18 protein-coding genes are annotated in these 23,389 nt (G+C 72.5%); all 18 read right to left on the reverse strand.

All coding sequences use genetic code 11. The annotated features are described in order from the left end of the window. Positions 1 to 6: 6 nt before the first annotated feature. The 18 genes from ACFHWY_RS06165 to ACFHWY_RS06250 all read right to left on the reverse strand — a co-directional run bounded on the left by ACFHWY_RS06165 (position 7) and on the right by ACFHWY_RS06250 (position 23,383). Positions 7 to 1,551, reverse strand: coding sequence for a lipopolysaccharide biosynthesis protein (locus tag ACFHWY_RS06165; protein ID WP_416579113.1), 1,545 nt, complete (start codon positions 1,549 to 1,551; stop codon positions 7 to 9). After that, positions 1,548 to 2,786 (reverse strand): O-antigen ligase family protein, encoded by a 1,239-nt coding sequence (locus ACFHWY_RS06170; protein WP_416579287.1) that lies wholly within the window; start codon positions 2,784 to 2,786, stop codon positions 1,548 to 1,550. The genes ACFHWY_RS06165 and ACFHWY_RS06170 overlap by 4 nt, the downstream gene beginning before the upstream one ends. A 96-nt stretch (positions 2,787 to 2,882) precedes the next feature. Then, positions 2,883 to 4,475, reverse strand: coding sequence for a lipopolysaccharide biosynthesis protein (locus ACFHWY_RS06175; protein WP_416579114.1), 1,593 nt, complete (start codon positions 4,473 to 4,475; stop codon positions 2,883 to 2,885). Further along, positions 4,468 to 5,010 carry an acyltransferase gene (locus tag ACFHWY_RS06180; protein WP_416579115.1) on the reverse strand — a complete coding sequence of 181 codons (543 nt, stop codon included), beginning with the start codon at positions 5,008 to 5,010 and terminating at the stop codon, positions 4,468 to 4,470. Before ACFHWY_RS06180 ends, ACFHWY_RS06175 begins: the two co-directional genes overlap by 8 nt. Before the next feature lie 91 nt (positions 5,011 to 5,101). After that, positions 5,102 to 7,120 (reverse strand): hypothetical protein, encoded by a 2,019-nt coding sequence (locus ACFHWY_RS06185; protein ID WP_416579116.1) that lies wholly within the window; start codon positions 7,118 to 7,120, stop codon positions 5,102 to 5,104. 164 nt (positions 7,121 to 7,284) lie between these two features. Continuing rightward, positions 7,285 to 9,012, reverse strand: a complete 1,728-nt coding sequence (locus ACFHWY_RS06190) for a glycoside hydrolase (protein WP_416579117.1) — start codon at positions 9,010 to 9,012, stop codon at positions 7,285 to 7,287. 344 nt (positions 9,013 to 9,356) lie between these two features. Continuing rightward, positions 9,357 to 10,187, reverse strand: a complete 831-nt coding sequence (locus ACFHWY_RS06195; RefSeq protein WP_416579288.1) for a shikimate dehydrogenase — start codon at positions 10,185 to 10,187, stop codon at positions 9,357 to 9,359. Between the two features lie 222 nt (positions 10,188 to 10,409). Further along, entirely contained in the window at positions 10,410 to 11,606 is a 1,197-nt protein-coding gene (gene mltG, locus ACFHWY_RS06200; protein ID WP_416579118.1) for an endolytic transglycosylase MltG, read from the reverse strand. After that, positions 11,603 to 12,064 (reverse strand): Holliday junction resolvase RuvX, encoded by a 462-nt coding sequence (ruvX, locus tag ACFHWY_RS06205; protein ID WP_416579119.1) that lies wholly within the window; start codon positions 12,062 to 12,064, stop codon positions 11,603 to 11,605. Before ruvX ends, mltG begins: the two co-directional genes overlap by 4 nt. 99 nt (positions 12,065 to 12,163) lie before the next feature. Next, positions 12,164 to 14,842, reverse strand: a complete 2,679-nt coding sequence (gene alaS, locus ACFHWY_RS06210; RefSeq protein WP_416579120.1) for an alanine--tRNA ligase — start codon at positions 14,840 to 14,842, stop codon at positions 12,164 to 12,166. Next, positions 14,839 to 15,144: a hypothetical protein gene (locus tag ACFHWY_RS06215; RefSeq protein ID WP_416579121.1), complete on the reverse strand. Its 306-nt coding sequence runs from the start codon at positions 15,142 to 15,144 to the stop codon at positions 14,839 to 14,841. Before ACFHWY_RS06215 ends, alaS begins: the two co-directional genes overlap by 4 nt. A 25-nt stretch (positions 15,145 to 15,169) precedes the next feature. Beyond that, positions 15,170 to 15,631, reverse strand: a complete 462-nt coding sequence (locus ACFHWY_RS06220; RefSeq protein ID WP_416579122.1) for a DUF948 domain-containing protein — start codon at positions 15,629 to 15,631, stop codon at positions 15,170 to 15,172. Positions 15,632 to 15,766: 135 nt separating this feature from the next. Further along, entirely contained in the window at positions 15,767 to 16,546 is a 780-nt protein-coding gene (locus ACFHWY_RS06225) for a hypothetical protein (RefSeq protein WP_416579289.1), read from the reverse strand. 2,144 nt (positions 16,547 to 18,690) lie between these two features. Further along, complete coding sequence (locus ACFHWY_RS06230; protein ID WP_416579123.1) at positions 18,691 to 20,214, reverse strand: replication-associated recombination protein A; 1,524 nt, start codon at positions 20,212 to 20,214, stop codon at positions 18,691 to 18,693. A 75-nt stretch (positions 20,215 to 20,289) separates the two neighbouring features. Further along, entirely contained in the window at positions 20,290 to 20,499 is a 210-nt protein-coding gene (locus tag ACFHWY_RS06235; protein WP_416579290.1) for a hypothetical protein, read from the reverse strand. Positions 20,500 to 20,621: 122 nt separating this feature from the next. Next, complete coding sequence (locus tag ACFHWY_RS06240; RefSeq protein ID WP_416579124.1) at positions 20,622 to 21,905, reverse strand: MFS transporter; 1,284 nt, start codon at positions 21,903 to 21,905, stop codon at positions 20,622 to 20,624. Further along, positions 21,898 to 22,497 carry an ArsR/SmtB family transcription factor gene (locus tag ACFHWY_RS06245; RefSeq protein WP_416579125.1) on the reverse strand — a complete coding sequence of 200 codons (600 nt, stop codon included), beginning with the start codon at positions 22,495 to 22,497 and terminating at the stop codon, positions 21,898 to 21,900. Before ACFHWY_RS06245 ends, ACFHWY_RS06240 begins: the two co-directional genes overlap by 8 nt. A 73-nt stretch (positions 22,498 to 22,570) precedes the next feature. Next, the gene (locus ACFHWY_RS06250) at positions 22,571 to 23,383 is read right to left on the reverse strand and encodes an SDR family oxidoreductase (RefSeq protein WP_416579126.1); all 813 of its coding nucleotides are present in this window, start codon (positions 23,381 to 23,383) and stop codon (positions 22,571 to 22,573) included. Positions 23,384 to 23,389: the final 6 nt, after the last annotated feature.

Raw genomic sequence — 23,389 nt, forward strand, 5'->3', positions numbered from 1 at the left:
ACGTTCTCACCTGCCTTTCGAAAGCCGTGGCGGGTCGTCGGCCGGCGGCCCGCCACGGACCTGCAACATGGTCGCCCGAATGCCGTCCCGAACCCGGGTAAAAGTCAGCAAACCGACGCAGATTGCGCCTAACGCGGCCAGCGACGACGCCAGCCCCAACAGGCCCCGGCCGGCCACCACCAGACCGACCACCGAGGCCAGGCCGACCCCGCCCACGGTGACCACCGCCGCGACCAGCATCCGGGCGTCGGCCAGCGGCTGGCCGACCATCAGCCGGGCGCAGGTGGCCGCCGTGAGGTTCTCGGTGACGATGCCGGCAGCCCAGGCCACCGCTGCTCCGGTCGCGCCGTGGGCCGGGATCAGCACCAGCCCGAGACCGACGGTGACCAGCAGCCCGGCCAGCGCCCCGGCCAGGTGCAGGCCGCTGCGCCCACCCATCAGCAGCATGCTCTGCACGTTGCCGACGCCCGTGTTGACCAGCATGGCGAGCGCGAGCACGGTCATCGCGGTGGCGCCGTCGGCGAAGTCGGCGCCGAACAGCGCCAGGAAGGCCGGCCCGAAGACAGCCAGCAGCAGGTACACCGGCCACGAGAGCACCAGTCCCCAGGTGGTCAGCTGCCGGTGCACCGCCGCTGCCGCCCCCCGCTCTCCCCGGCCCAGCAGTCGGGACAGCTGCGGGGAGACCGCCACCCGCAGCCCCTGCATCGCCAGTTGACCGGCGAGCACGTAACGACCGACCGCTCCGAAGACGCCGGCCTCGGCGGAACCGGCGAGCGCCGAGGTGAGCAGCACACCGATCCACATGCTGCCGGCGTCGATCGCCGCGGAAGCGGCGCGCGGCAGCGCGAAACGCCAGAACGTGGACCAGTCGGCGGGCCGGGAACGCAGCCGTGCGCCGGCACCCACGCCGAGCGGACCGACGACCAGGATCAGGCACACCAGCAGGGCGAGGGCGGCGGGCACCAGCCAGCCGGTCAGGCCCACCAACAGCCCGCCGCCGACGAGCAGGGCCGCGCCGACCAGCACCGGTCGGGCCACCGGAAGCAGCAGGAACTGCACCGCGACGTAGGCCCGCATCGGTCGTACGCAGCGCAGCACGGCCAGCAGCAGGTTCATCGCGACCACCACGGGTACCGCCGCGAACGTCACCACCAGCAGCGACCTGCCGGCCGGTCCCAGGAGCCGACCCGCGAGCGGCCCCGCGACCAACGCACCGCCCACGGCGACCAGCACGGCCACCAGCAACGGCGGCACCATGGCCACCGGGAGCACCCGGGCGGCGTCGCCGGTCACGCCGGCCCGGCGCCGGGGCAGGGCCCACATCAGCCCGGTCTCCGCGCCGAGAGTGCAGACCGCGGCGGCGACGGTCACCACGCCGATCGCGGCGAAGAACGCGCCCGCCCCGGCGGGGCCATAGCCATGGGTGATGACGACCGCGAGCAGGAAACCGAAGAGACCGCTGGCCGCCGCGCCGAGCAGCCCGGCGAGCCCGCTGCGGGCACTGCGCCGGGTCTCGGTCACGCCGTCCACCGTGGTCGGGGTGGTGGTCATGCGGGCAACACCGCCGCCCGGTGCCGCGTCGGTCGCTCCCGCTCGGTGAGCGCCATGGCGAAGGCGACCGCGTAGAAGGCGACCGCGAGATTCTGGTTGGCCATCCCGTAGACGGGCACCTGCACCAGGCAGATCACCGGGACCACCGCCAGCCACTGCCCGGCCGCCGAGGTGGCCCGGGCGCAGTACAGCGCGGCGGCGACGAGCCCGGCGAGGAAACACAGCAGCGCGGGTACGCCGTGGCTGAACAACACCAACCAGAGCTGCCCCTGGGTGCCGATCGGCGCGTCCGCCGAGACGGTGTCCACATCCAGCGGTGCGCCGTAGCCCAGCCACGGCGAGTCACCCACCCGGCGCAGCACCTCGGCGTAGAGCGACAGCCGGTCGGTGGTGGTGTCGCTGGACCGGACCCGGGTGCCGATCAGTTCGGTGATCGGGATGAACAGCATCACGATCCCGCCGACCACCAGCACCGCGACGATGGAGGCGGCCACCCGCGTGTTGCCGCGCAGCACCGCCCGCGCCCCGAGCACGGCCAGTCCGGCACCGAGGCTGAGGAACATCGCCCGGTTGAGCGTGAGGAACGCCGGCACCAGCGACAACGGCAGCGACACCAGCAGCGCCCACCGCATCGGCCCGCGTCGGCGCAGCATGGCGTACGCGACCACGCAGGGCAGCGTCATCGCGTACGCGCTGCCGTAGGTGTTGGTGTACGGGTACGGAGCAGCCGGCCGGTAGATCGGGTCGAGCGACCGGGCGCTGAACTCGGCGGTGCCGAGGTGGACCATGTCGTTGACGAACGGCACGCCGGCCAGGCCGCCGGGCAGCAGCGCCTCGACCGGGGTGGTCAACTCGAAGCGTGGCACCAGCACCCCCAGCCAGCCCAACGCGACCAGCCCGAACCAGAAGGCGCAGAGCGGCACCAGGACCCCCGCCTGGTCGGGGCGTTCCCGGGCGACCGTGTACACGTAGACCGCGACGACCAGGGCGGTCAGGTAGAAGCTCAGCCGCAGCGCGAAGGGCAGCAGTGACACCGGTGACTGCAGGCGGGTGGCGCTGGCCACCACGATGGCCAGGAACAGCAGCCAGATCCGCATGGCGGGCGGCGGCGTCACCCGGCCCCGGGTCGCCAGCATCGTGAACAGCAGGGCGCCCAGCAGCGGCCAGCCGAGGTAGAAGAAGCCCGTTAGCCACCAGAGCGGGACCAGCCCGAACATCGCGGCCAGCGGCCACATCGGCAGGCGTGGTGGCGGTGACGGTACGGCCTGCGGTGCGGGTCGGGCTGGCCGGGGGGGCTCGGTCGTCGCCGGCGCGCGGAGCAGCGGCACGCCTCAGCTCCGGCCGCTGCGACAGAGCACGAATCCCAGCGGCTGCACCCCGGCCGCGCGCAGCCGTTCAGCGAGGCGGCGCAGGTCGTCCTGGCGGGTCCGGTCGCGCTCGACCACGACCACCGCGGTGCCCTGCCGGGCCACCACCACCCCCCGCTCGTCGGCCTCGGCCGGCGGGGCGTTGTACAGCACGAGGCGGTGGTCGGCGCCCTGCCGCCAGGTGCCGAACCGGACGCTGCCGGCGCCCACGACCACCTGCTCGTTGCCGGTCGGACGGCCGTTCACGGCGTGGCCGACGGTGTGGGCGACCCGGGGCAGGGTGAGCGTCGCCTCCGGATCGGTCGAGGGCCGGGCGCCCCGTGGATGCGGGGAGGGACGCCGGGTGATCGCCTCGGTGGGGCCGTCATCGGTGTCCGTCGGGGCGGCCCGCGGCCTGGGTACGGCGGGTCGGGTCGGGTCGATGCCCGCCGGCAACCGGTCCCGGCCGGCGAGTACCGCCGCCCGGAGCCGATCGGCACGGCCACTGTCATCGGCCACGAACACCTCCCGCCCGGCCACGGCGAGGGCGACCGCGAGCCCGGCGGTGATCGCGGTGGCGTCCTCGCGGGCGGTAACCACGGCGACCCTGGCGGGCTGGCGCACCCGCTCGGCGACGGCCATCGCGACGTACCGGACGTCGGCGTCGACCGCCCGGCCACGCAGCCCCTTGCGCCGGACGGTGCCGAGCAACGGCAGGCCGGTGCTGTCCCGGGCGTCGGCCACGCTGCGGATCCGTCGGTCCACCGACTCCCAGCCGAAGGCGAGCACCAGCCCGATCACGGTGCCGCCGAGCAGCCCACCGGCCAGCAGCAGCGGGTCGACGGCTGACGCGGTCAGGGCCGGCTCGGCGCTGCGGGTGACCCATCCGGGATTCACGTCGACCGCGGCGATCTCGGTCCGCGCGGAGTTGAGTTGGGTGAGCTGGTTGTTGATGCCGCTCAACTCTGCGACGGCGGCGTTGGCGGTGGTCTGGTCCCGGGCGTCGGTGATCCGCCGCTGCACCGCGCCCTGCTGCTCGACGACCTTGCTGATGCTGGCGTCGTAGGAACGCAGCATCTCACCGCGCTGCCTGTCGTACATCGAGCGCCGGACGTCCAGGTAGCTGCGCGCGGCGAGGTTGGCGCCCTCGACCGCCCGGTCGCCGCTGCCGGCCCGGTAGCCGAAGCGCAGGATCTGTCCACCGGCGGGCACCTCGACCTGGAGCGCCTCGCGGACCGCCCGCTGGTCCGTGCCGAACGTCTCGGCGAGCTTGCCGACCACTTCGGTGCCGGTGGCGATCCCGCTCTCCACGTTCATGTTCACCGCCCGGTCGGCGGCGGCGCCGCTGGGCGTGAAGGCGTCGGTGACCACCGGCCGGACCGCGACCACCGCGCTCGCCGTCACCGCGGCCGGTGCCAGCAGCAGGTAGCCGGACACACCGAGCAGCCCGGCCGCGGCCACCGCCGCGACCAGCCGGATCCGGTGCAGCGGTACCCGCAGCACATCGGTGATCGCGACGGTCCGGGGCGGCGCGGCGCTGCGGTCGCCGCTCCAGATGCTGGTCGGGGCGTCAGTCATGGAACTTCTTCGCTATCTGTTGTGGGTTGCCGATGACCACGACCCCGGGCGGCACGTCCGCCCGCACCACCGTCGCGGCACCCACCACGCTGTCCCGGCCGATCCGTACACCCTTCATGACCATGGCGTGCGCCCCGATCCACACGTTGTCCTCGACGGCGATCGGCGCCCGGCTGGCCGCCGTCGGCGCGTCGTGCCGTCGGACCGGTGCGAGGTTGTGGAAGTCGTTGTCCAACAGTTCGCAGTCCGACAGCAGGCAACGGTCCCCGATGGTCACCGAGGTCCAGGAACCTATCCAGGTCGCGTTGAGCAGGCAGTGCGCGCCGATGCGCACCTCGCCCGAGCCGGCGAAGCGGACCAGCTTGTTCAGCCGGGTATGGTCGCCGATGCTCACCCGTACGCCGCGCCGCAGCCGCAGTCGACCCCGGATCTGCACGCCCACGCCCAGCCGCAGCCGCGGATAGCGCAGCCGGTACCAGCCGCGCTTGGCCGCGAAGACGGTGCGCACCGCGAGTCCGTGCCGGATGGCGGTCAACGAGCCTCCCAGGTCGACGGGCCGGCGGCAAAGCGCCCGAGAGCGGCCCAATGTGAACAAAATATCCGGACATCATGACGAACGGTGAACGTCAGTGCACGGAAAAGAACATCGCTGGGCGTGACCATGTCAGCGCCGGCGTGCCGGACGCGATCACGATCACCTCACTGCCCCTGACCACCGGCGCCGGGGCGGACGTCGGATCGAACGGCACGCTGCGCAGCGCGCCGTCGGTGCCGCCGTACACGATCCGCCCGTTCACCCAGGCCATGCCGCGCACCGTCGACCAGCTGACACCCGTGGTCGGCAGGGTGAACTCCGTGGCGCCCAGGTAGTTGCCGTCGATCTCGAAGTAGCGGTAGTGGAGGCCGTTGGCGCCACCGCGGGTGTAGTAGAGCCGACCGTCCAGGAAGAACGCCCCGGTCAACATGGCCGGTGCGAACCAGTCGTTGTAGCCGGACGCCTCCCAGGGCACGCCGATGGTCGAACCTGCGAACATCGAGATGTCGATGCGGCTGCCCGTCGGGGTGCCCGGTACCAGGCGCGACCAGTAGATCCGGTCATCGACCCGCCAGGTCGCGCCGACGCCGGTGTAGTTCGGCTGATCGACGGTCCCGGCCTCACCGAGGGAGGTGCCCCGCAACGGCACCCTCGCCAGCCGCGAACCGCCGACACCGAGGTACAGGTTTCCACCGCTCGCCGTGGGCGGGTTCTTCGGCGTGATGCCCCGCCCGCCATGGATCGGGAACACGCCGAGCCGCCCGTGGTACTCGCCGCCCATGCCGTCGGAGTTGTGCCCGAAGTAGAGGCCGTCGGTGCCGCGCCAGAGCACCGGCACCGACGAGCCCCAGGAGGTGGCGCCGATGGGCAGCGCGGACCCGCCGGTGCGGCGCGGGTTCCAGTTCACGGGCATGCCGGTCGCTGGGGTGACCGCACCGATACCAAGCCGGTCGACCGCGCCGTCACCGGCCTTGTCGGTGGCGTTCGGGTTGTTCAGCCAACGGAAGTGCCCGCCGAGGTAGATGACGTTGTCGGAAACCTCGACCGAGGTGATGGTGTCGTTGCCGGTGAAGTTGACCCAGGTGGCGAGCTGGCCGGCACCCTGGGACGCGGTCTCGAAGCGGACCAACGCGTCGCAGTACGCGGCCGGCCAGCCCAGGCCGCCGTTCGTGCCGACCACGAACCAGCTGCCGTCGCCGCCGAACCGCACGTCCTGCACGTAGTGCACGAACGACTTCGGCGCGACGCACGGCGGCGCGAACTTCTCGGTGCTCCAGTCGAGCACGCTCGGCGTGCCGACCAGGCCCACCAGGGCCATCTGCTCGCGCGGCAGACCGTTGACCGAGCGGAAGTTGCCGCCGACAACGAGCGTGCGACCGTCGGGAGCCACGTCGATGGTCCAGGCGTACATGCTGGTGCCGTGGCGGCCGACGGTGGTGTTGATGTTGAAGGTCGGGTCGATCGCGCCGGTGGTCGCGTCGAGCCGACCCAGGCCGCTGTGCGCAGTGCCGTTGAGCCAGTTGAACGCACCGGCCACGTAGAGCCAGTTGCCGTGCCGGACCAGGTCACGCACCGTACCGCCGTCTGAGCGACCGGCCCAACCTCCGATGATCATGCCGGTGGACGGGTCGAGCGCCACCAGGTTGCGGCGTTCCACCCCGTTGACGTTCCGGAACGCACCGCCGACGATGAGCGTCCCGCCCGGCCCGGCGACAAGGGAGTTGACCGCCCCGTCGAGCACCGGCAGGAACGCCGGGGCGAGGGCGCCGGTGCTCGCGTCGTACGCGAACAGGTGACGCCGGCTCACCCACGGGGCGTTCACCGCCTGGCGGACCTGGGTGAAGCTGCCTCCCACAAACACCCTGCCGCCCACCTGCGCGAAGGCACGGACCTCACCGTCGCGGGCGTGTGGGGTGTGGTCGACGGGGTCCGTCGCCACCAGGGTCGCCGGCTCGGGTACCGGCACCACGGCCGCCGGCACCACGGCGGGCGCGGCAGCCGACGCCGGGACGGGCGCCGCCAGCACGGCCGCGACGGTGACCACCACGACGGCACCGACGCGCGGTCGACGTCGACGGATCGGACGCCCCAATGGGAGAAATCTGGGCACGCTACGCCTCCATAACGGGTAAGGATGCACGTAGCGTGCCCATCCCGCCCCGGAGGGCGACATCCACCGATTGGCTGGACGACGAATCCGGAAACAGACGCAAGCGGGGGCCGTCGGATGGCCGACAGCGCTCCTGGCCACGCCGGCCGGGAGGCGACCTCAGCTCAACGGCTGCCGCCCACCGGCTGACGCAGGTAGGCGTCCTGCCCGGCGACGGCGAACCCGGCCAACGCCGCCGGGTCGTGGTTCACCGTCATGTTGCAGGTGCCGGTGGTACGCGTCATGCCCGGCGAGTTAAAGTAGACGGCCGCCTTGATCTTCGGATGGGCCTTCAACGCTGCCGGAAACTCCTCGAACCAGCGCCGCTTGGCGCTCGGATCGGAGGCGTCGAAGTTCGTGCCGAACTCGGCCAGCATCCGGGGCTTACCCGCGCCGATGCCGTTCTCGTCGAGCCAGCGGTAGAAGCTCCCGATGGTCGTGGCCGGGCTCTTCCATAGCGAACTGCCGTTGCAGACGTGAAAATTGTACGGGTCCCACGCCACCCAGTCGACGTAGCGGTCGCCGGGGTAGAGCCCGGCGTACCGGTCGTGGTGGCCGGACCAGCCCATCATCGTCCACACCCAGACGGCGTTGCCCGCCCCGGCGGCGGCGAACCGGTCGTGCACGTGCCGCCAGGCCCGGACGAAGTCCGCGTCGCTGCCCTTGGCCGGCTCGTCTTCCGGCTCGTGGTCGAATCCGATGAACACCGGCGCGCCGATCGCCCGGATTCGTCCGGCGACCGCGTCGATGGCCACGTCATACCGCCCACTGGCGACGTCTGTCCAGGTCAGCACCGTACCGGAGGAGAAGATCCGGCTCTCCCAGGCGAAGAACATCAGCCGCCCCTCGCGCATCTGCTGCTGCTGGTACGCGTCGGGGAAGGCGCCGTTGCTGCCGGTGTTGGAGAAGTCGTGGTAGCGGTGGACGATGTCGAAGCTCCGCCCGACCTGCCGCTCCACGTCGGTGACCGCCTTCCCGTGGTCCCACCCGGTGGCGGCGTTCGACGGCGAGTACATCCCCCACCACGCGCCGCACGACGGGACCAGATGCGCGGAGACCTGCCCGCATCCGAGCGGATCGGCCAGTGGCGTCGGTGTGGGGGACGGCGAGGTCGGGCCGGCACTGGACGGCGGGGCCGGCGACACGGGTGCCCGGCTGGGTGCCAGCGAGGGTGTTGGGGGCAGCGACGGCGTGGCGGTCTGCGCCGAAGTGGGCGCGGCGCTCGGCGACGTCGCAGGGGTGCCGACGCCGTAGCTGAGCAGCAGGCGGGGGCGCAGGTCGGAGCTGCGGTTCTCCGCCGACGCCCAGTAGCTGCGGGTGGCCAGACCCGTCTGTGTCAACGCCACCGTCCAGGTGCCGTTGCCGCTGATCAGCGCCGAGACGTCCCACTCGTTGAAGCCCGCCCCGACTCCGGTGACCGCATCCAGGGCCGCGCCGACGAGCGCCGGTGACGGCCGGGCGGCGCGGGCGTCGAGCCGGGAGGCGTGCGCGGTCACCGTAGCGTCGGACGCCTGCCAGGCGTGTACCCGCAGCACCGCGCGCACGTTCGCCGCGTCCGCCGGCAGGGCGGTCACCGCGAAGGCGAGGACAGCCTGCCGGACGCCACGCGGATTGCCGTCACACCGGGCGGGACAGGTCGACAGGGTCGTCTTGACGCCGTTGTCGCCGTCCTGGGGCACCGCCGTGGCGGTCGTGTCGGCCACCACCGGGATCGACAGGTTCTCGTCGGCGAGCAGAGGCACCACGGTCGCGGCGGCGCCGAGGAGCACGGTGGTGCCGATGAGGCCGATGACCACGACCCCGCGCCGGTGCCCGCGGTGCCGGGTGAGGCGGTGCAGTCCACGCCTGCTCACGGATACTCCCTGCGTCCCTGGGGTGACGCTGAGCAGCGTATCCATCGCTGTGAGAATACGAGCGGACGACAGTGGGACCTAAGCGTGTCTTAACCGCCGCCTAAGACGGCATCCTGACGGCTGCCGCCTCGGGGGCAGGTGGTCAGGCGGGCACGAAGAGCCCCGGACTCCGCCGGGGGCCTCGCCTGTCAGGACGTGGGTCAGCCCCACCGGGCCGGACTGCTTGGCCACTTCGACGAAGGAACGCCACGATCCCGCTTCGAGTCGGAGCGTGCCGCCGTACCCGGTAGGGAATGCCCCTGCGAAGCCGGCCAAGATCTGCGTCGTCTCGACGATTCGGAAGGTCACCCGGTCCGGGCGGCGGCGAGGGCGGCGGCCATCGCCGGCCGGGGCGCGGGCACGCCGGTGAACTGCTCGAACTGGCCGATCGCCTGGGCCAGCAGCAGGTCCAGGCCGGAAACCACCCGGCAGCCGGCAGCCCCGGCCGAGGCAGCCAACGGGGTCGGCCACGGGTCGTAGATCGCGTCGAAGAGCACCGTGCCCGGCCGCCAGCGCACCGCGCCGGCCACCTCGTCGACGGCACCCTTGGGCACGGTGGAGACCAGCACGTCGACGCCGGCCAGCAGCGACCCTCCGGACCCAAGCGCCTCCGACCGCAGCGCCTCGGACCATGGCGCGACGGTCATGGCCACCCCGAGCGCCGCCGCGACGGGCGCCAACGCGGCGACCGCCGCCGGCCGGCGGGCCGCCACGGTCACCCCGGCCGCGTGCAGGTGGGCCGCCGCGGCCAGCGCCGCCCGGGCGGTGCCGCCCGCACCCAGCACGGCCACCGTGGCGCCGGGGCGTACGCCAGCCTCGGTCAGCACCTCGACCATGCCGATGACGTCGGTGTTGTCGGCGTACCAGGAGCCGTCGAGGCGACGTACCAGTGTGTTGGCGGCGCCGACGGTGGCGGCGACCGGCGAGACCTCGGCGGCCACCGCGAGCGCCGCCTCCTTGCCCGGCATGGTCACCGACAGACCGGCCCACTCCGGGCCCAGGCCGGCAACGAGGTCGGCCAGCTCCGCCGCCGCGCACTCGATCCGGGTGTACGACCACCCGGTCAGGCCGGCAGCGGCGTAGCCGGCGTTGTGGATCACCGGGGAGAGCGAATGCGCGATCGGCCTACCCAGCACCGCCGCCCTGTGCACCGACGCCCTGTTTACCGGCCCAGCCAACGTCGCTCCTCAACAGCAGGGAAACCTGTCGCCCAACATCCACCGATGTCGACAGCAGCCTGCGGCACACCTCCACCCTCGGGAACATCGGCGTCGGCGTCGTCGACCTACCCTCGACTCCACCAGTACGACGGCGACGATCGAACTCGGGTGCTCCGCCGTCGATCGGCCGGCCGGCCGCTACAGAACACCAGCCTCTCTAGCCTTCTGAATGTTCCTCAGGTGCTGGTCGTAATCCTTGGTGAAGGCAGAGTTGCCCTCCTTGTCGATCGCCACGAAGAAGAGCCAGTCTCCTGCCGGCGGATCCATTGCACCCTCAAGCGCTTCCCTGCCCGGATTGTTGATCGGGGTGGGGACCATTCCCCGCAACTTGCGGTTGTACGGGTTCTTCGGGTTGTCGAGGTCACTCTCCGTCATTTGACCGGAGGTTTTACCCTCCTGGCCGGTCATCTCGAAGTAGTAGTTGACCGTGACGTCCATCTCCAGGCAGCCGCAGGGGAAGGTCTGCGAATAGACCCGGTTGTAGGCGACCCGGGCGACCTTGCCGAGATCCTTCTTGGTGCCGGCCTCGGCCTGGGCCAGCGACGCCACGATCAGCGCCTCGTACGGGCTGATACCGCCGCGCTCCTCCTGCACCCGGTCGGCGAACTCCAGCTCACCGGTGACGGTGAGGAAGTGGTCGACCATCTGCCCGAGGATGGCCTCGGCGGTGGCGTCCGGCGGGATCTCGTAGGTGTCCGGGTAGAGAAAGCCCTCGATCGACTTCTTGACTTTCTTGCCGTCGTCCCGGGTGAACCACCAGTCCGGTACGCCGAGCGTCTCCGGGTCCTTCGCGGCGGCCTCGAACTCCTTGACCGGGATGTCGGTGTGTTCACTGAGCAGCTCGTAGATGCTCTTGGCGGTGCGCCCCTCGGGGATGGTCACCCCGTCGACGATCCGGCTCTGCGGGTCCAGCATCGCGTTGAGAGCGTTCTCGCCGCTCATCTCCTTGCGGAGCTTGTACGTGCCGGGCTGCACGTTGCGGCTGCGCGAGTTGTCCTCCGCCGCCTCCAGAAACGCCTTGGTGCTCTTGATGACACCGGCGTCGCGCAGCACCACGGCCATGTCGGCCAGGAACGCGCCCTGCGGGATCTGGACCGTCACGTCCTCGGTGCCCGCACCGTCGAAGTCCGGCGTGACGAAGTAGTTCTGGATGCGGTCGAAGCTGTAGAAGGCACCGCCACCGATGCTGCCGAGCAGCACCACCGCCAGCAGCAGGGCAAGCACCGTCTTGCCCCGCCCACTGCCGGAACCGCCGTCCTTACGGCGGCCTCGGCGGTGCTTGCCCTTGTCCCCCCGGTCCTGCTCGTCGAACCCGAGGTCCAGTTCGTTCATCATTGCGTCCGCCTCCGCTGCGCATCCAGCCAGCTCTGCAGAATTTCCACCGCGGCGGCCTGGTCGACCACCGCCCGTTGTCTCTTTCCCCGGACACCGCGCTCGGCAAGCCTACGGCTCGCCACGACCGTGGACATCCTCTCGTCGGTGAGCGTCACCGGAACAGGCGCTATCACATCGGCCAGTTGTCGAGCGTACGCCCTCACATGCTCCGCTGCGGGGCCATCTCTGCCGGCAAGGTTGATCGGGAGGCCCACCACCACCTGGACCGCCTCGTGCTCGGCGACCAGCGCGGCAAGCTCGGTGAGATCCGACGGCACCGCGCCTGGCCTGGGCTTCTGCTCCCTGGCCAGGGTGACCAACGGGGTGGCTAGGACCATGTGCGGGTCGGACCGGGACACCCCGATCCGCACCTGCCCGACGTCGACACCCAGCCGCACACCCCGGAGCGACTCGGTCACGTCGCGTCACCTCCCCCGACGGGCAGGTCAGGGCGGACCGACCCGGCCCGCCCTGACCCGCCCCGCTGGTAACTCACGCCGGCGTCCCACTGCACTCGCTCACGCCTCGGCGACCGCCTTCTCCACCGTCAGGAGCAGCTTCGGCAGCTCCGACTCGGGCAGCCCACCACCCTGGGCCAGCTCGGGACTACCTCCGCCGCGTCCGGAGAACGCGGCCTTGACCAGGTCGTTCGCGGCTAGGCCACGGCTGCGGGCAGCGCCGTTCACCGCCACCACCAGCGACGCCTTGCCGTTGGCGCGGGCGGCCACCGCGACCACGCCCGGCCGGGACGTGTCGATCCGGCCCCGGATCTCCTGGGCCAGGGTGCGGACATCGTTGCCGGCCGCGCCCTCGGGCGCCTCGATGCCGACATAGGCGACCCCGCGCACGTCCTTGGCCTGGGCGGCGAACGCCGCCGCGCCACCGAGCACGAGCTGGGCGCGCATCTTCTCCAACTCCTTCTCCGCGTCGCGCAGCTGGGTGACCGTCTGCTCGACCCGGTCGGCGACCTGATCGGAGGGGACCCGGTACAGCTCGGCGAGGCGGGCCACCAGCAGATGCTCGCGGGCCAGAAAGTTGAAGGCGTCCATGCCCACCAGCGCCTCGACCCGGCGTACGCCGGATCCGATGGAGGACTCGGAGAGGATCTTGACCAGGCCGAGCTGGCCGGAACGGGCCACGTGGGTGCCGCCGCACAGCTCGCGGGCGTAGTCACCGACCTCTACCACCCGGACCTGGTCGCCGTACTTCTCGCCGAACAGGGCCATGGCGCCGATGCGACGCGCCTCGTCCAGCGAGGTGACGAAGGCGTGCACCTCCAGGTCGGCCAGCAGCACCTCGTTGACCTGCTGCTCCACGTCCCGCAGCACGCTCGGCGCGACACCGGTGGCAGTGTTGAAGTCGAACCGGAGCCGGCCCGGGGCGTTCAGCGAACCGGCCTGGGTGGCGGATTCGCCGAGAAAGTTGCGCATGGTCTGGTGCACCAGGTGGGTGGCGGTGTGCGACCGGGAGATGGCCCGACGCCGGCTGGCGTCGATCTCGGCGTACCCGGTCTCTCCCGCCTGAACCTCGCCCCGGATCACCCGGGCCCGGTGCACGATCAGGCCCGGCACCGGCTGCTGCACGTCGAGGACCTCGACCTGGCCGCCACCCAACGTGATCATGCCGACGTCGGGCTGCTGGCCGCCGCCCTCCGCGTAGAACGGAGTGGTGTCGAGGACCAGCTCGACCAGGTCTCCCTCGACCGCCGCCGTTCGTGGACCGTCGGTGCCGAGCACCGCCCGGACCGTCGACTCGCGGGCCACCTCGGTGTAGCCGGTGAAGGTCACCGGCCCGCCCGCGTCGAGCACCGACCGGTACGCCGACAGGTCGGTGTGGCCGGTCTTGCGGGCCTGCGCGTCGGCCTTGGCCCGGGACCGCTGGTCGGCCATCAACCGGCGGAAGCCGTCCTGGTCCACGTCGAGGCCCTGCTCGGCCGCGATCTCCAGGGTCAGGTCGATCGGGAAACCGTACGTGTCGTGCAGCTGGAACGCCTTCTCCCCGGACAACGCCTGCCCACCGCCGCTGCGGGTCTGCGTGATCGCGGTGTCCAGGATCGTGGTACCCGCCCGCAGCGTCGCCAGGAAGGCATCCTCCTCCGCGTACGCGTACGCGGAGATCCGGTCGAAGTCGGCAGCCAGCTCCGGATACGACGGGGCCATGCAGTCCCGCGCCACCGGCAGCAGCTCCGGCAGCGCCCGCTCCTGCCAGCCGAGCAGGCGCACCGAGCGGATGGCCCTACGCATGATCCGCCGCAGCACGTAGCCACGGCCCTCGTTGCCCGGGGTCACCCCGTCACCGATCAGCATCAGCGCGGTACGGACATGATCCGCGATCACCCTCAGCCGCACATCGTCAGGGTGCGACTGGTTGGCCGCGTGACCGGAGTTCGCGCCGTACCGCTTGCCGGTCAGCTCCGCCGCCCGCTCCAGGATCGGCCGGACCTCGTCGATCTCGTACAGGTTGTCCACACCCTGCAAAATCGACGCCATCCGTTCCAGCCCCATGCCGGTGTCGATGTTCCTCCTCGGCAGCTCACCGACGATCCGGAAGTCCTCCTTGCTGGTCACGTCCGCGATCTCGTACTGCATGAAGACCAGATTCCAGAACTCCAGGTACCGGTCCTCGTCGACCTCCGGGCCGCCCTCGGCGCCGTACTCCGGACCCCGGTCGTAGTACAACTCCGAACACGGGCCCGCCGGACCGGGTATGCCCATCGACCAGAAGTTGTCCTTCTTGCCCCGCCGCACGATCCGCGCGTCCGGCACCCCGGTACGCCGCCAGATCCCGTACGCCTCGTCGTCGTCCAGGTAGACGGTCGCCCAGATCCGCTCCGGATCCAACCCGAAACCACCGGCGTCGACCGACCTCGTGGCCAACTCCCAGGCGAACGGGATCGCCCCGTCCTTGAAGTAACCGCCGAACGAGAAGTTCCCGTTCATCTGGAAGAACGTGCCGTGCCGGCTGGTCTTGCCGACCTCGTCGATGTCCGGCGTCCGGATGCACTTCTGCACACTGACCGCCCGTGCGAACGGCGGCGCCTGCTGACCGAGAAAGTACGGAACGAACTGCACCATGCCGGCGTTGACGAACAGCAGGTTCGGATCACTGATGGCGGGCAGCGGAGCGGACGGCACCACCGTGTGCCCGTTCGCCTCGAAATGGGCGAGGAACCGCCGCTTGATCTCCGCCGTCTTCATCGCTGGTGATCCTCCGGAAAGATTGCTCTGTCGCCGACCCGCGGGTCCTCCCGCAGCTCGGCGAACTGGTCGTCGAACGCCTCGCCCTGGGCGAACGCCTCGTGGATCTGCTGCTCCCGCTCAACCATCCCGTAGCGCACGTCCGCCACGAAGCTACGCAACTCCTCGACCAGGCCGCCAGCGGATTGGGACAGGTTGCCGGCGATGCCGGCCGGCGTGTAGGCGTGCGCGGCGCGGGTCGCCTTACGGACCACCACCACGCCGACGGCCAGGCCGATGCCCAACCAGAACAGGCGCCTCATGCTCGTACCTCCGGGTGCTGGCCGGTCAGCGGTTCCCGCGCCGGGCGGCGCGCCGCTGGGACTTGACGGTGTCGCGGACCTCGCGCTCGGTCTCGGCCTGCCGGCGGGCGCTGGCGGCCTTGCGTACCCCGTAGCCGAACGCGGCGACCTTGACCAGCGGGTTGGCCGCGGCGGCAGAGACGACGGTGACCAGGTTGGCGACGTTCGCGCTGATGTTCTGCGCATGGCTGGTCATGGTGTCGACCTTGGCCAGCTGGAGGTTCACTCCGTCGAGCGAGGTCTGCACCTGCTCCAGCGTCACATTGACATTACGAACCGTGGTGTTGACGTCGCCGAGCAGCGGCGCGGTCCGGTCGTTGAGGTCATTGATCATCCGGGTGGTGGCGTCCACGGTGTGCCGCAGCCGAAGGATGGGCAGCGTCAGGATCAGCACCAGCATCGCGAACGCGATCGCCGCGATCAACGCCGCGACCTCCAAAAAACCCACGCCTGTCCTCCTCATACAGTGCCTCGGGGCGCAAGGTCCCCGGGACGCACGACCGTCTCACCACGTCAACCCCTGGCCACCCGCCAGAGCCGGGGCCACCAGAAGCAGACCCTACCGTCCGTGACGACGTTCGGCTCAGGACGGTGGTGACGGCGTCAACTCGCCCAACGGGTCCTCGGACAGCGTCGGGAAGGGATCCTCACCGGTCAGGGACGGGTCGGTGCTCGGCTGGGGCCGGGTCCGCTCGTCGTCGATCGCATTGCGTACCTTCACCGACACCAACGATCCGGGGCACTCCTGCGCTGCGGTGGACGGGTCGGGCGACGGCACCACCGCCGGCTCGCCGTCCACCGGCGGAGGCACACAGGTCCGTTCCCGTACCCACAGGTCCAGAGTCAACTCGTCCCGCCGCCAGCAGGTGTAGCTGCCCTTCTCCTGCTGCTCGGGGCAGTAGTTCGGGGTCCACGGCCGCCAGCCGTCGTCGGCCAGTGCGGCCTCGTACGCCTGAGCCGTCTCCTGTGGCGGTCGCTCCGAGTTGGTGGTGCGCTCCCGCAACCGGCAGTCGAGCAGACACCACTGGCTGCCGCTGACGTCGTCGACCGGATCCACTGCCGCCCAGACCGGCACGTCCAGCTCGTCGAGCGAGGTGAAAGCCGGATCACTGTTCTGCGCCTGCAGGCCGAAGTACGCCGGCACACCACCGAGCAGGACCACGCTGACCAGCACCAGGACGGCCGCCCGAAGCCGGGTCGACCCGTGCGCCTGCTGGCGCGGCTCACCACGACCGTCGGGCCGGTCCTCGGCCCGGTCGGGCGCGGTGGTCTCCGGCCCGTCGGCACGCCGGCCCGCCGGCTCCGCCCCGGGTCGCGGTCCGGCCGGATCGACCGGCGCCACGGCAGCCGCGGCCCGAGCCATCGCCGGACCATCGCCGGCACGCACCGGCGCGACGGCCGACGGCTCCGGGCGCACCGGGTTCCGGTGGGGCGGGATGGCCCGGCCAGCCGGCCGCTCGTCGGGGCGGGACGGGATCACGGTGGCGCGAGCCGCAGCCGACGGTCCGGGGGCGGCGGGACGTTCATCGGCGGCGCGGGCGCGCTCGCCCGGAACGGGACCGCCGTTCGGGCCGGCGTCGGGCCGGGCGGCACCGTGGGCCGGCCCCTGCGGCGGTCCGCCCGGACGGCCCGGACCTCCGGTCACCACCCCGTCGGGCCGGGCGGCACCGCGGGACGGACCGATGGGTACGCCGCCGGGCCGGGCGGCACCACGCGGCGGACCGATGGGTACGCCGTCGGGCCGGGCGGCACCTCGCGGCGGACCGATGGGTACGCCGTCGGGCCGGGCGGCACCTCGCGGCGGGGCCGGGAGCGTGCCGTCCGGACGATTCGCTCCCCTCGGCGCGGAGGGCGGCGTCCCGCCCGCGGCAACTCCACGCGGTGGGCCGGGTGGTGGGCCACCCGGACGAACTGGCGGTCGGGTGATGTCTTTCGGTGGTTCGGAGCCGGCCCGGGACCCCGACGGGTCCGTCGCACCCGCGCCAGGTGGCTCGGCAGCGCGGGTCGGGCGGCCGCGTCCCGCAGGCGGAGCGTCGGAGCGGCGTGGCGCGTGAGCACCTGACCGTTCCGGCCCGCCCTCCGCGCCATGGCGTCTGTCGCCGGCCGGGCGTGGTGGTGGGTCCGTCGGCACCGGCCGCTTGTTGATGGTCGGCAGCGCCGGATCGGTGTGGTGGGCACGACCGGCCTGCCGCAGCCAGTCGGCGGGTCGCTCAGGGCGGCCGGTCCGTCCGTCGCCGGGCCGTGCGACAGGCGGCGGTTCGACGCTGGTGCCGCCCGTGGCGCCGTGCCGTCCGGTGGGTTCCTGTGCCTCGTCCGCCCGTCGGTCCCGGGCCGGCGCCTCCTGCGGGCCGGCCGGGTGGTGGCCCCGGCCCGGCATCTCCGCTCCGATGGCGGGCCGGCGGTCGGCCGGCGGGATTTCCGTCGCCGAAGCCGAGCGACGGCCGCGAGCCGGACCGTCCGCGTCGTCCTGCGGGGCCAGGCGGCCCCGCGGACCGTTTCCGCCGCGCACCGGCGTGGCCGGGCTGCCGGACGACATACCGGGGACCGCGGGCGCGTTGCCGGACAGTGGCACCGCCGAGGCGCCTTCCTCGGTCTCGGCGGCGCGTCGGCGCCCGACCCGCCGGCCACCGGCCGGCCCGCCAGCGGCAGCGGTGGTGCCCGGTGGGCCGGGCGCCGGTCGGGGACCGGCGGCCGGGTCGACCGGACGGGGACCGGCGTCCGGCCGGTCGACAGGCATTCGGCGCTGCCCGGACGGACCCGAAACCGGACCGTCAGGAGCACCGGGCGCCGGGCCGGCGGGGGCACCCGGCCACGGACCGGACGGAGCACCCGAGGTCGGACCGGCGGACGGGGCCGGCCGGGAACCGGACGGCGCGGGGGGAACCGGCTCGCCGGGGCGCGGCTGCCGGGCGGGCGGATCGGCGGAGTGCGGCTGCTGCGGCCAGCCGGCCGGCGGGGTGTTCGGCGCACCGGAATCACGTCGAACGGCGGGCGGAGGACGCTCCCGCGACCCCACTGACGGCGGGCCGGCGCTCGGCCGTCCCGACGGGTTCCCCGGCCAGGGACCGTCCACCGGTCGTGAGCGCGGCGGTTCGGCGGCTGCCCGACGTAGCGGAGGCGCGGCCGGCGGGCCGGCGGTCGGATCCGGCGGTGCGGGATGACCCGGCGGCGGCTGGCCGCGCCCGCCGGCCGGCGGTGGGACAGACCCGCCCGATTCCTGGCCGCCGGTCTGCGGTGCGACAGGTCCGGCCGGAGCGGGACGCACGGGCGGAGCCTGACCTGGTCGTTCCGATCCGCTGTGAGTCGCCCCGGACCCGCCCGGTGCCGGCGCGCCACCGCCGGGGCCCAACTCCGTGCGCTGCTGCTTGGCAGAGCGGAGGTCGTCGATCCAACCGAAGTCCTCGCCGCCGCCCGACTCCTCCGGCGGTGGCTCTGATTTGCCCCGGCCCCAGCGGCGGACCTTGCCCCGCCGCTCGTCCGGGCCGTCGTCCGGTCGCTCCGACGATCTCACTGTTGACCCCTCCCGTCGGCGCTGGCGCCGACCTGATCCGCCGTGTCGGCGTCGGTAGCCGTCAGGCGGTCACCGTCGGTCTCGGACGGCTCCGGCGTCTCTGCCCGGCCGCCCACCGTCGACGCAGCCGCGCCGGCGGGGGTCGGCAACCCGCGGACGATGCGGCGCAGCAACGGCAGCCGGCTGGCCACCGGTCGCTCCGCGCCGTGCTGGCTCGGTCGGTAGTAGTCCGTGCCGACCAGGTCGTCCGGCACGTACTGCTGGGCCACCACCCCCCGGTGGTCGTCGTGCGGGTAGCGGTAGCCGGTGCCGTGCCCGAGACCTCGGGCACCGGCGTAGTGCGCGTCCCGTAGGCCCCTGGGCACCGGGCCGCCCCGGCCGGCCCGCACGTCGGCGATCGCCGCGCCGATCGCCGTGGTGACCGAGTTGGACTTGGGCGCGGTGGCCAGGTGGATCACCGCCTGGGCCAGGTTGAGCTGTGCCTCCGGCAGGCCGACGAACTCCACCGCGTGTGCGGCGGCGGCAGCCACACCGAGGGCGCCGGGGTCGGCCATGCCGATGTCTTCGCTGGCGAAGATGACCAGCCGCCGCGCGACGAATCTCGCGTCCTCCCCGGCGACCAGCATCCGGGCCAGCCAGTGCAGCGCGGCGTCCACGTCGGAACCTCGCAGGCTCTTGATGAGGGCGCTGGTCACGTCGTAGTGAGCGTCACCCGCCCGGTCATAGCGGACGGCCGCCGTGTCCACCGCTCGCTCGGCGGTGGGCAGGTCGATCAGCCCGAGATCCAACGCGGTCGCCGAGGCCGCCGCCGCCTCCAGTGCCGTGAGCGCCTTGCGGACGTCCCCGCCGGCCAGCCGGACCAGGTGGTCCTCGGCCTCCGGCGCGAGGGTGAGCGCGCCGGCCAGACCCCGCTCGTCGAGCATCGCCCGGCGCAGCAGCCGGCGGACGGCCGTGTCGTCGAGTGGCTGGAGGGTGAGCAGCACACAGCGGGACAGCAACGGGGAGATGACCGAGAAGTACGGATTCTCCGTGGTGGCCGCCAGCAGCGTGACGGTCCGGTCCTCGACCGCGGCGAGCAACGAGTCCTGCTGGGTCTTGCTGAACCGGTGTACCTCGTCGATGAAGAGCACCGTCGGCGGGCCACCGGCGCGCCGCTGCCGCCGGGCCGTGTCGATCACTGCCCGGACGTCCTTCACTCCGGCCGAGAGCGCCGACATGGCGACGAAGCGCCGGTCGGTGGCCCCGGCCACCAGGTGCGCGATGGTGGTCTTGCCGCTGCCCGGCGGGCCCCACAGGATGACCGACATCGGCGCGTCGCCGCCGACCAGCTGCCGCAGCGGCGCACCAGGGCTCAGCAGGTGATCCTGGCCGACGAGTTCGTCCAGGTTCGCCGGGCGCATCCGGACGGGCAACGGCGAGTCCGGGCCCACCGCGCCGAGGCCACCGACGCCACCGGAACCCACGTGCGCACCGGGCGCTGCTGCGGGCTCACCGAGGGTGAACAGGGCGTCGGACTCCATCACGAGAACAGTACCGGGCTCGGCCGACAACGCCGGAATCGCGCCGCCGACCGAGCCCGTGACGATCGTTTCCGGTCAGCCACGCCCCGGCCGACGGCCCCGGTACCAACGGCCACCGCCGCCGCCCGGGCCCCGGCCGACGCCCGCCAGGTAGAGCGCGAGCAGCAGCAGGCCGATCAGCACCAGGGTGTTCCAGTTGAACAGGTCCGGCGCGCCGAGGTCGGTGTCGAGCAGGTCGAGCAGCAGGGCGAAGCCGAAAACCGCGGCGGCGGCGATGGCGAGCATGGCGTTCCTCCGGTGGGGGTTCCAGTAGGTCGCCGCGGGATGTACCCGATCGGTCGGCTCGCCAATCTCCACGGTGGATCACCTCGCCCCGCCGCGACGACAGCGGCCGGGCCTACACGCGGCTACACCGGCACCGTACCGCTCACCTCGGTCCGCTTCGGCTGACCGGCCGCCTCACGTCCGGCCCGCCACGCCGGCAGGTACAGCGGCGCGGCGACGGCCAGTACCACCGCGCCGACCAGCATCGCCGTGCTCACCCCGGCCCGGTCGGCGACGAAGCCGAGCAGCACGCCACCCAGTGCGGCGGCCGGCATGGCCGTCATCGAGTTCAGCGAGATCACGCTGGTCCGGTACGGGCCGTCTACCTGCCGGTGCAGCAGCCCCATGTGCAACGGGTTCGCCGCACCGTGCACGACGTGACAGGCCACGAAGGCGATCAGCACCCCGACCGGACCGACGAACAGGGCCATGCCCACCACGGTGGTTCCCTGCACGATCCGCAGCAGCGCGGCGCCGGGCGCGGCACCGAGCCAGCGGATGAGCAGCGGAGTGAGCGCCGCACCGCCGGCCGAGGCGAGCCAGGCCACCGTGCTGGCCGGGCCGAGCAGGGCGGCGGCGCGGTCGGCGTCGCCCAGCACCTCGGCGAGGCGCACCGGGAGCAGGCTTTCGAAGGTGACCATCCCGAAGCCCCAGAACAGCTCGACCGCGACCAGGGCGAGTACCACCCGGGAGCGGCGCACCAGGCCGAGCGCCTCCCCGACCAGGCGCGGGGCGGACCGGATCGACGCCCGCAGCACGCCGGGACCTTTCACCGGCCGCCGCTCCACCAGCAGCGCCAGCAGCGAGATCAGGGAGACCACCTGGAGCAGGACCGCGGCCACGATCGGTGTGGTGAGCGCGCTGACCGGACCGACCGTGCCGAGGGCCACCAGGCCGCCGCTGAACAGGGCGCCGGCCGCGATGCTCAGGCCGAGCACGGTGCCACCCTGGCCGAGCCCGTTCTCATACGCGGCGTCCGGGTCGATGGCGAGGGTGCTGTCGACGTACCAGGACTCCAGCGGGCCGCTGTCCAGTGCGCGGAACACCCCCTGCAACGCCCAGACGGTGGCCAGCAGGGCGAACGAGTCCGCCACCACCAGCAGGCCCATCGAGACCAGACCCACCACGCTCGCCGCGACCAGCACCGACTTGCGGCCCAGGGCGTCAGCGAACCCGCCGGTGGGCAGCTCCAGGGCGAGCACCACCACCCCCTGGGCGGCGGCGGCCAGGCCGATCTGGGTCAGGGTCAGGCCCCGCTCCTGCATCAGCAGGATGATCACCGGAATCAGCAGGCCGGTCGGCATCCAACGCAGGCCGTGCAGGACCAGGTAGCGACGCCGGATCTGGCGTACCGAAAGCTCACTCATCGCTTCCCCCGGGCAGTAGTGGGAGCGAGGCGAGGAATATCTGCACCCGCGCGGCGCCGGGCTCGTCCGGATCGGCCTCGGCGCGGTAACGCTCAAGGGTGCGCCACAGCTCCGCCTGCAGCTCCGCCAACCGGGCCACCGGGATGGTCATGAAGGCGTCGCTCATGCCGAAGGCGTCCCGCCAGGCCGGTGGCCACTGGTCTCGTGCGGCGGCCCACCGCTCGGTGTGCTCGACGAAGTGACGCACCTGCTCGGCCTGGATCCACTCCACCGCCGCTCGTGCGTCCGGATCGTCGTCGAAGTCGGTGTTCTCCCAGCTGGTGACATCGTGTGCGGCCCGCCACCAGCGCTGCCGGGCGGTGCCCCGATCGGGCTCCTCGACGACCAGCCCGACGTCGGCCAGCTGACGCAGGTGGTAGCTGGTGGCGCCGGTGTTGGTGTCCAGCAGCTCGGCCAGGTCGGTGGCCGTCGCCGGCCCCTGCACCCGTAAGGCGCCGAGCAGCCGGGCCCGCAGTGGGTGCGCCAGGACGCGGACCTGCCGGTGATCGATCCGGACCCGTCGCGGCGCGGGTCGCCTCTGCCCGTCTCCCATCAATGCACAATATCTCTGCACAGTCTCTGTGCACAACTGTTGTGCACAGAGACTGTGTGCATCGCCTTCGGGATCAGGCGGCGAGCAGTTCGGTGACGCCGCGCAGTCGGGTGCGGAGCAGACCGACGGCGCGGCCCGAGTCGAGACGCACCTCGGTGGGGCGGACCACTCCGGCCGCGGCGCCGGTGGTGGTCCTCAGTCCCGACGGATCGATGCCCGCCCGACGGGCCACCAACCGACCCAACTCCGCCCGGCTGACCGCGTCCGGGCCGGCCACGTTGAGCGGTCCGGAGTAGTCGCAGGGCACCAGTTCCAGCACCGCGGCGGCGAGGTCGCCCACGTCGATCGGGCAGCGCAGCTCATCGGTGAACAGGGCCGCCCGCCCGGCCAGCGCATCCCGGCAGAGCTGGACCTGCTTGCTCCCCTCCCCGACGATCAGCGAGGTACGCACCAGCACGGCGGCCGGATCGATCGCCCGCACCGCCGTCTCGGCAGCCGCCTTCGCCGCCCCGTACGGGAAGATCGGCGTGGGCTGGTCGTCGTCGGCGTACGCCTCGGGGCGCCCGGCGTGCAGCGCGTCGCTGGAGATGTGCACCAGCCGCGCGCCCACCTGCCCGGCGGCGTACGCGACGTGTGCCGCCCCGTCGGCGGTGACCGCCCAGTCGCCATAACGGTAGGGGGTGCCGATCACGGCGTCCGGGCGTACCGCCGTGATCAGCGCGGCCACCGCGGCCCGATCGGTCACGTCCAGCCGGCGCACCGCCACCCCCGGCACCGCGACCGCACCCGAATGACGTGTCCCCACCACCGACCACCCCCGAGCCACCGCCCGCCGGCACACCTCCCGCCCGAGAAGCCCACTGCCTCCCACGACCAGCACCCGCACCCGACA

Source organism: Micromonospora sp. LOL_024, from assembly GCF_048060415.1.
In the GTDB taxonomy this organism is placed as follows: domain Bacteria; phylum Actinomycetota; class Actinomycetes; order Mycobacteriales; family Micromonosporaceae; genus Micromonospora.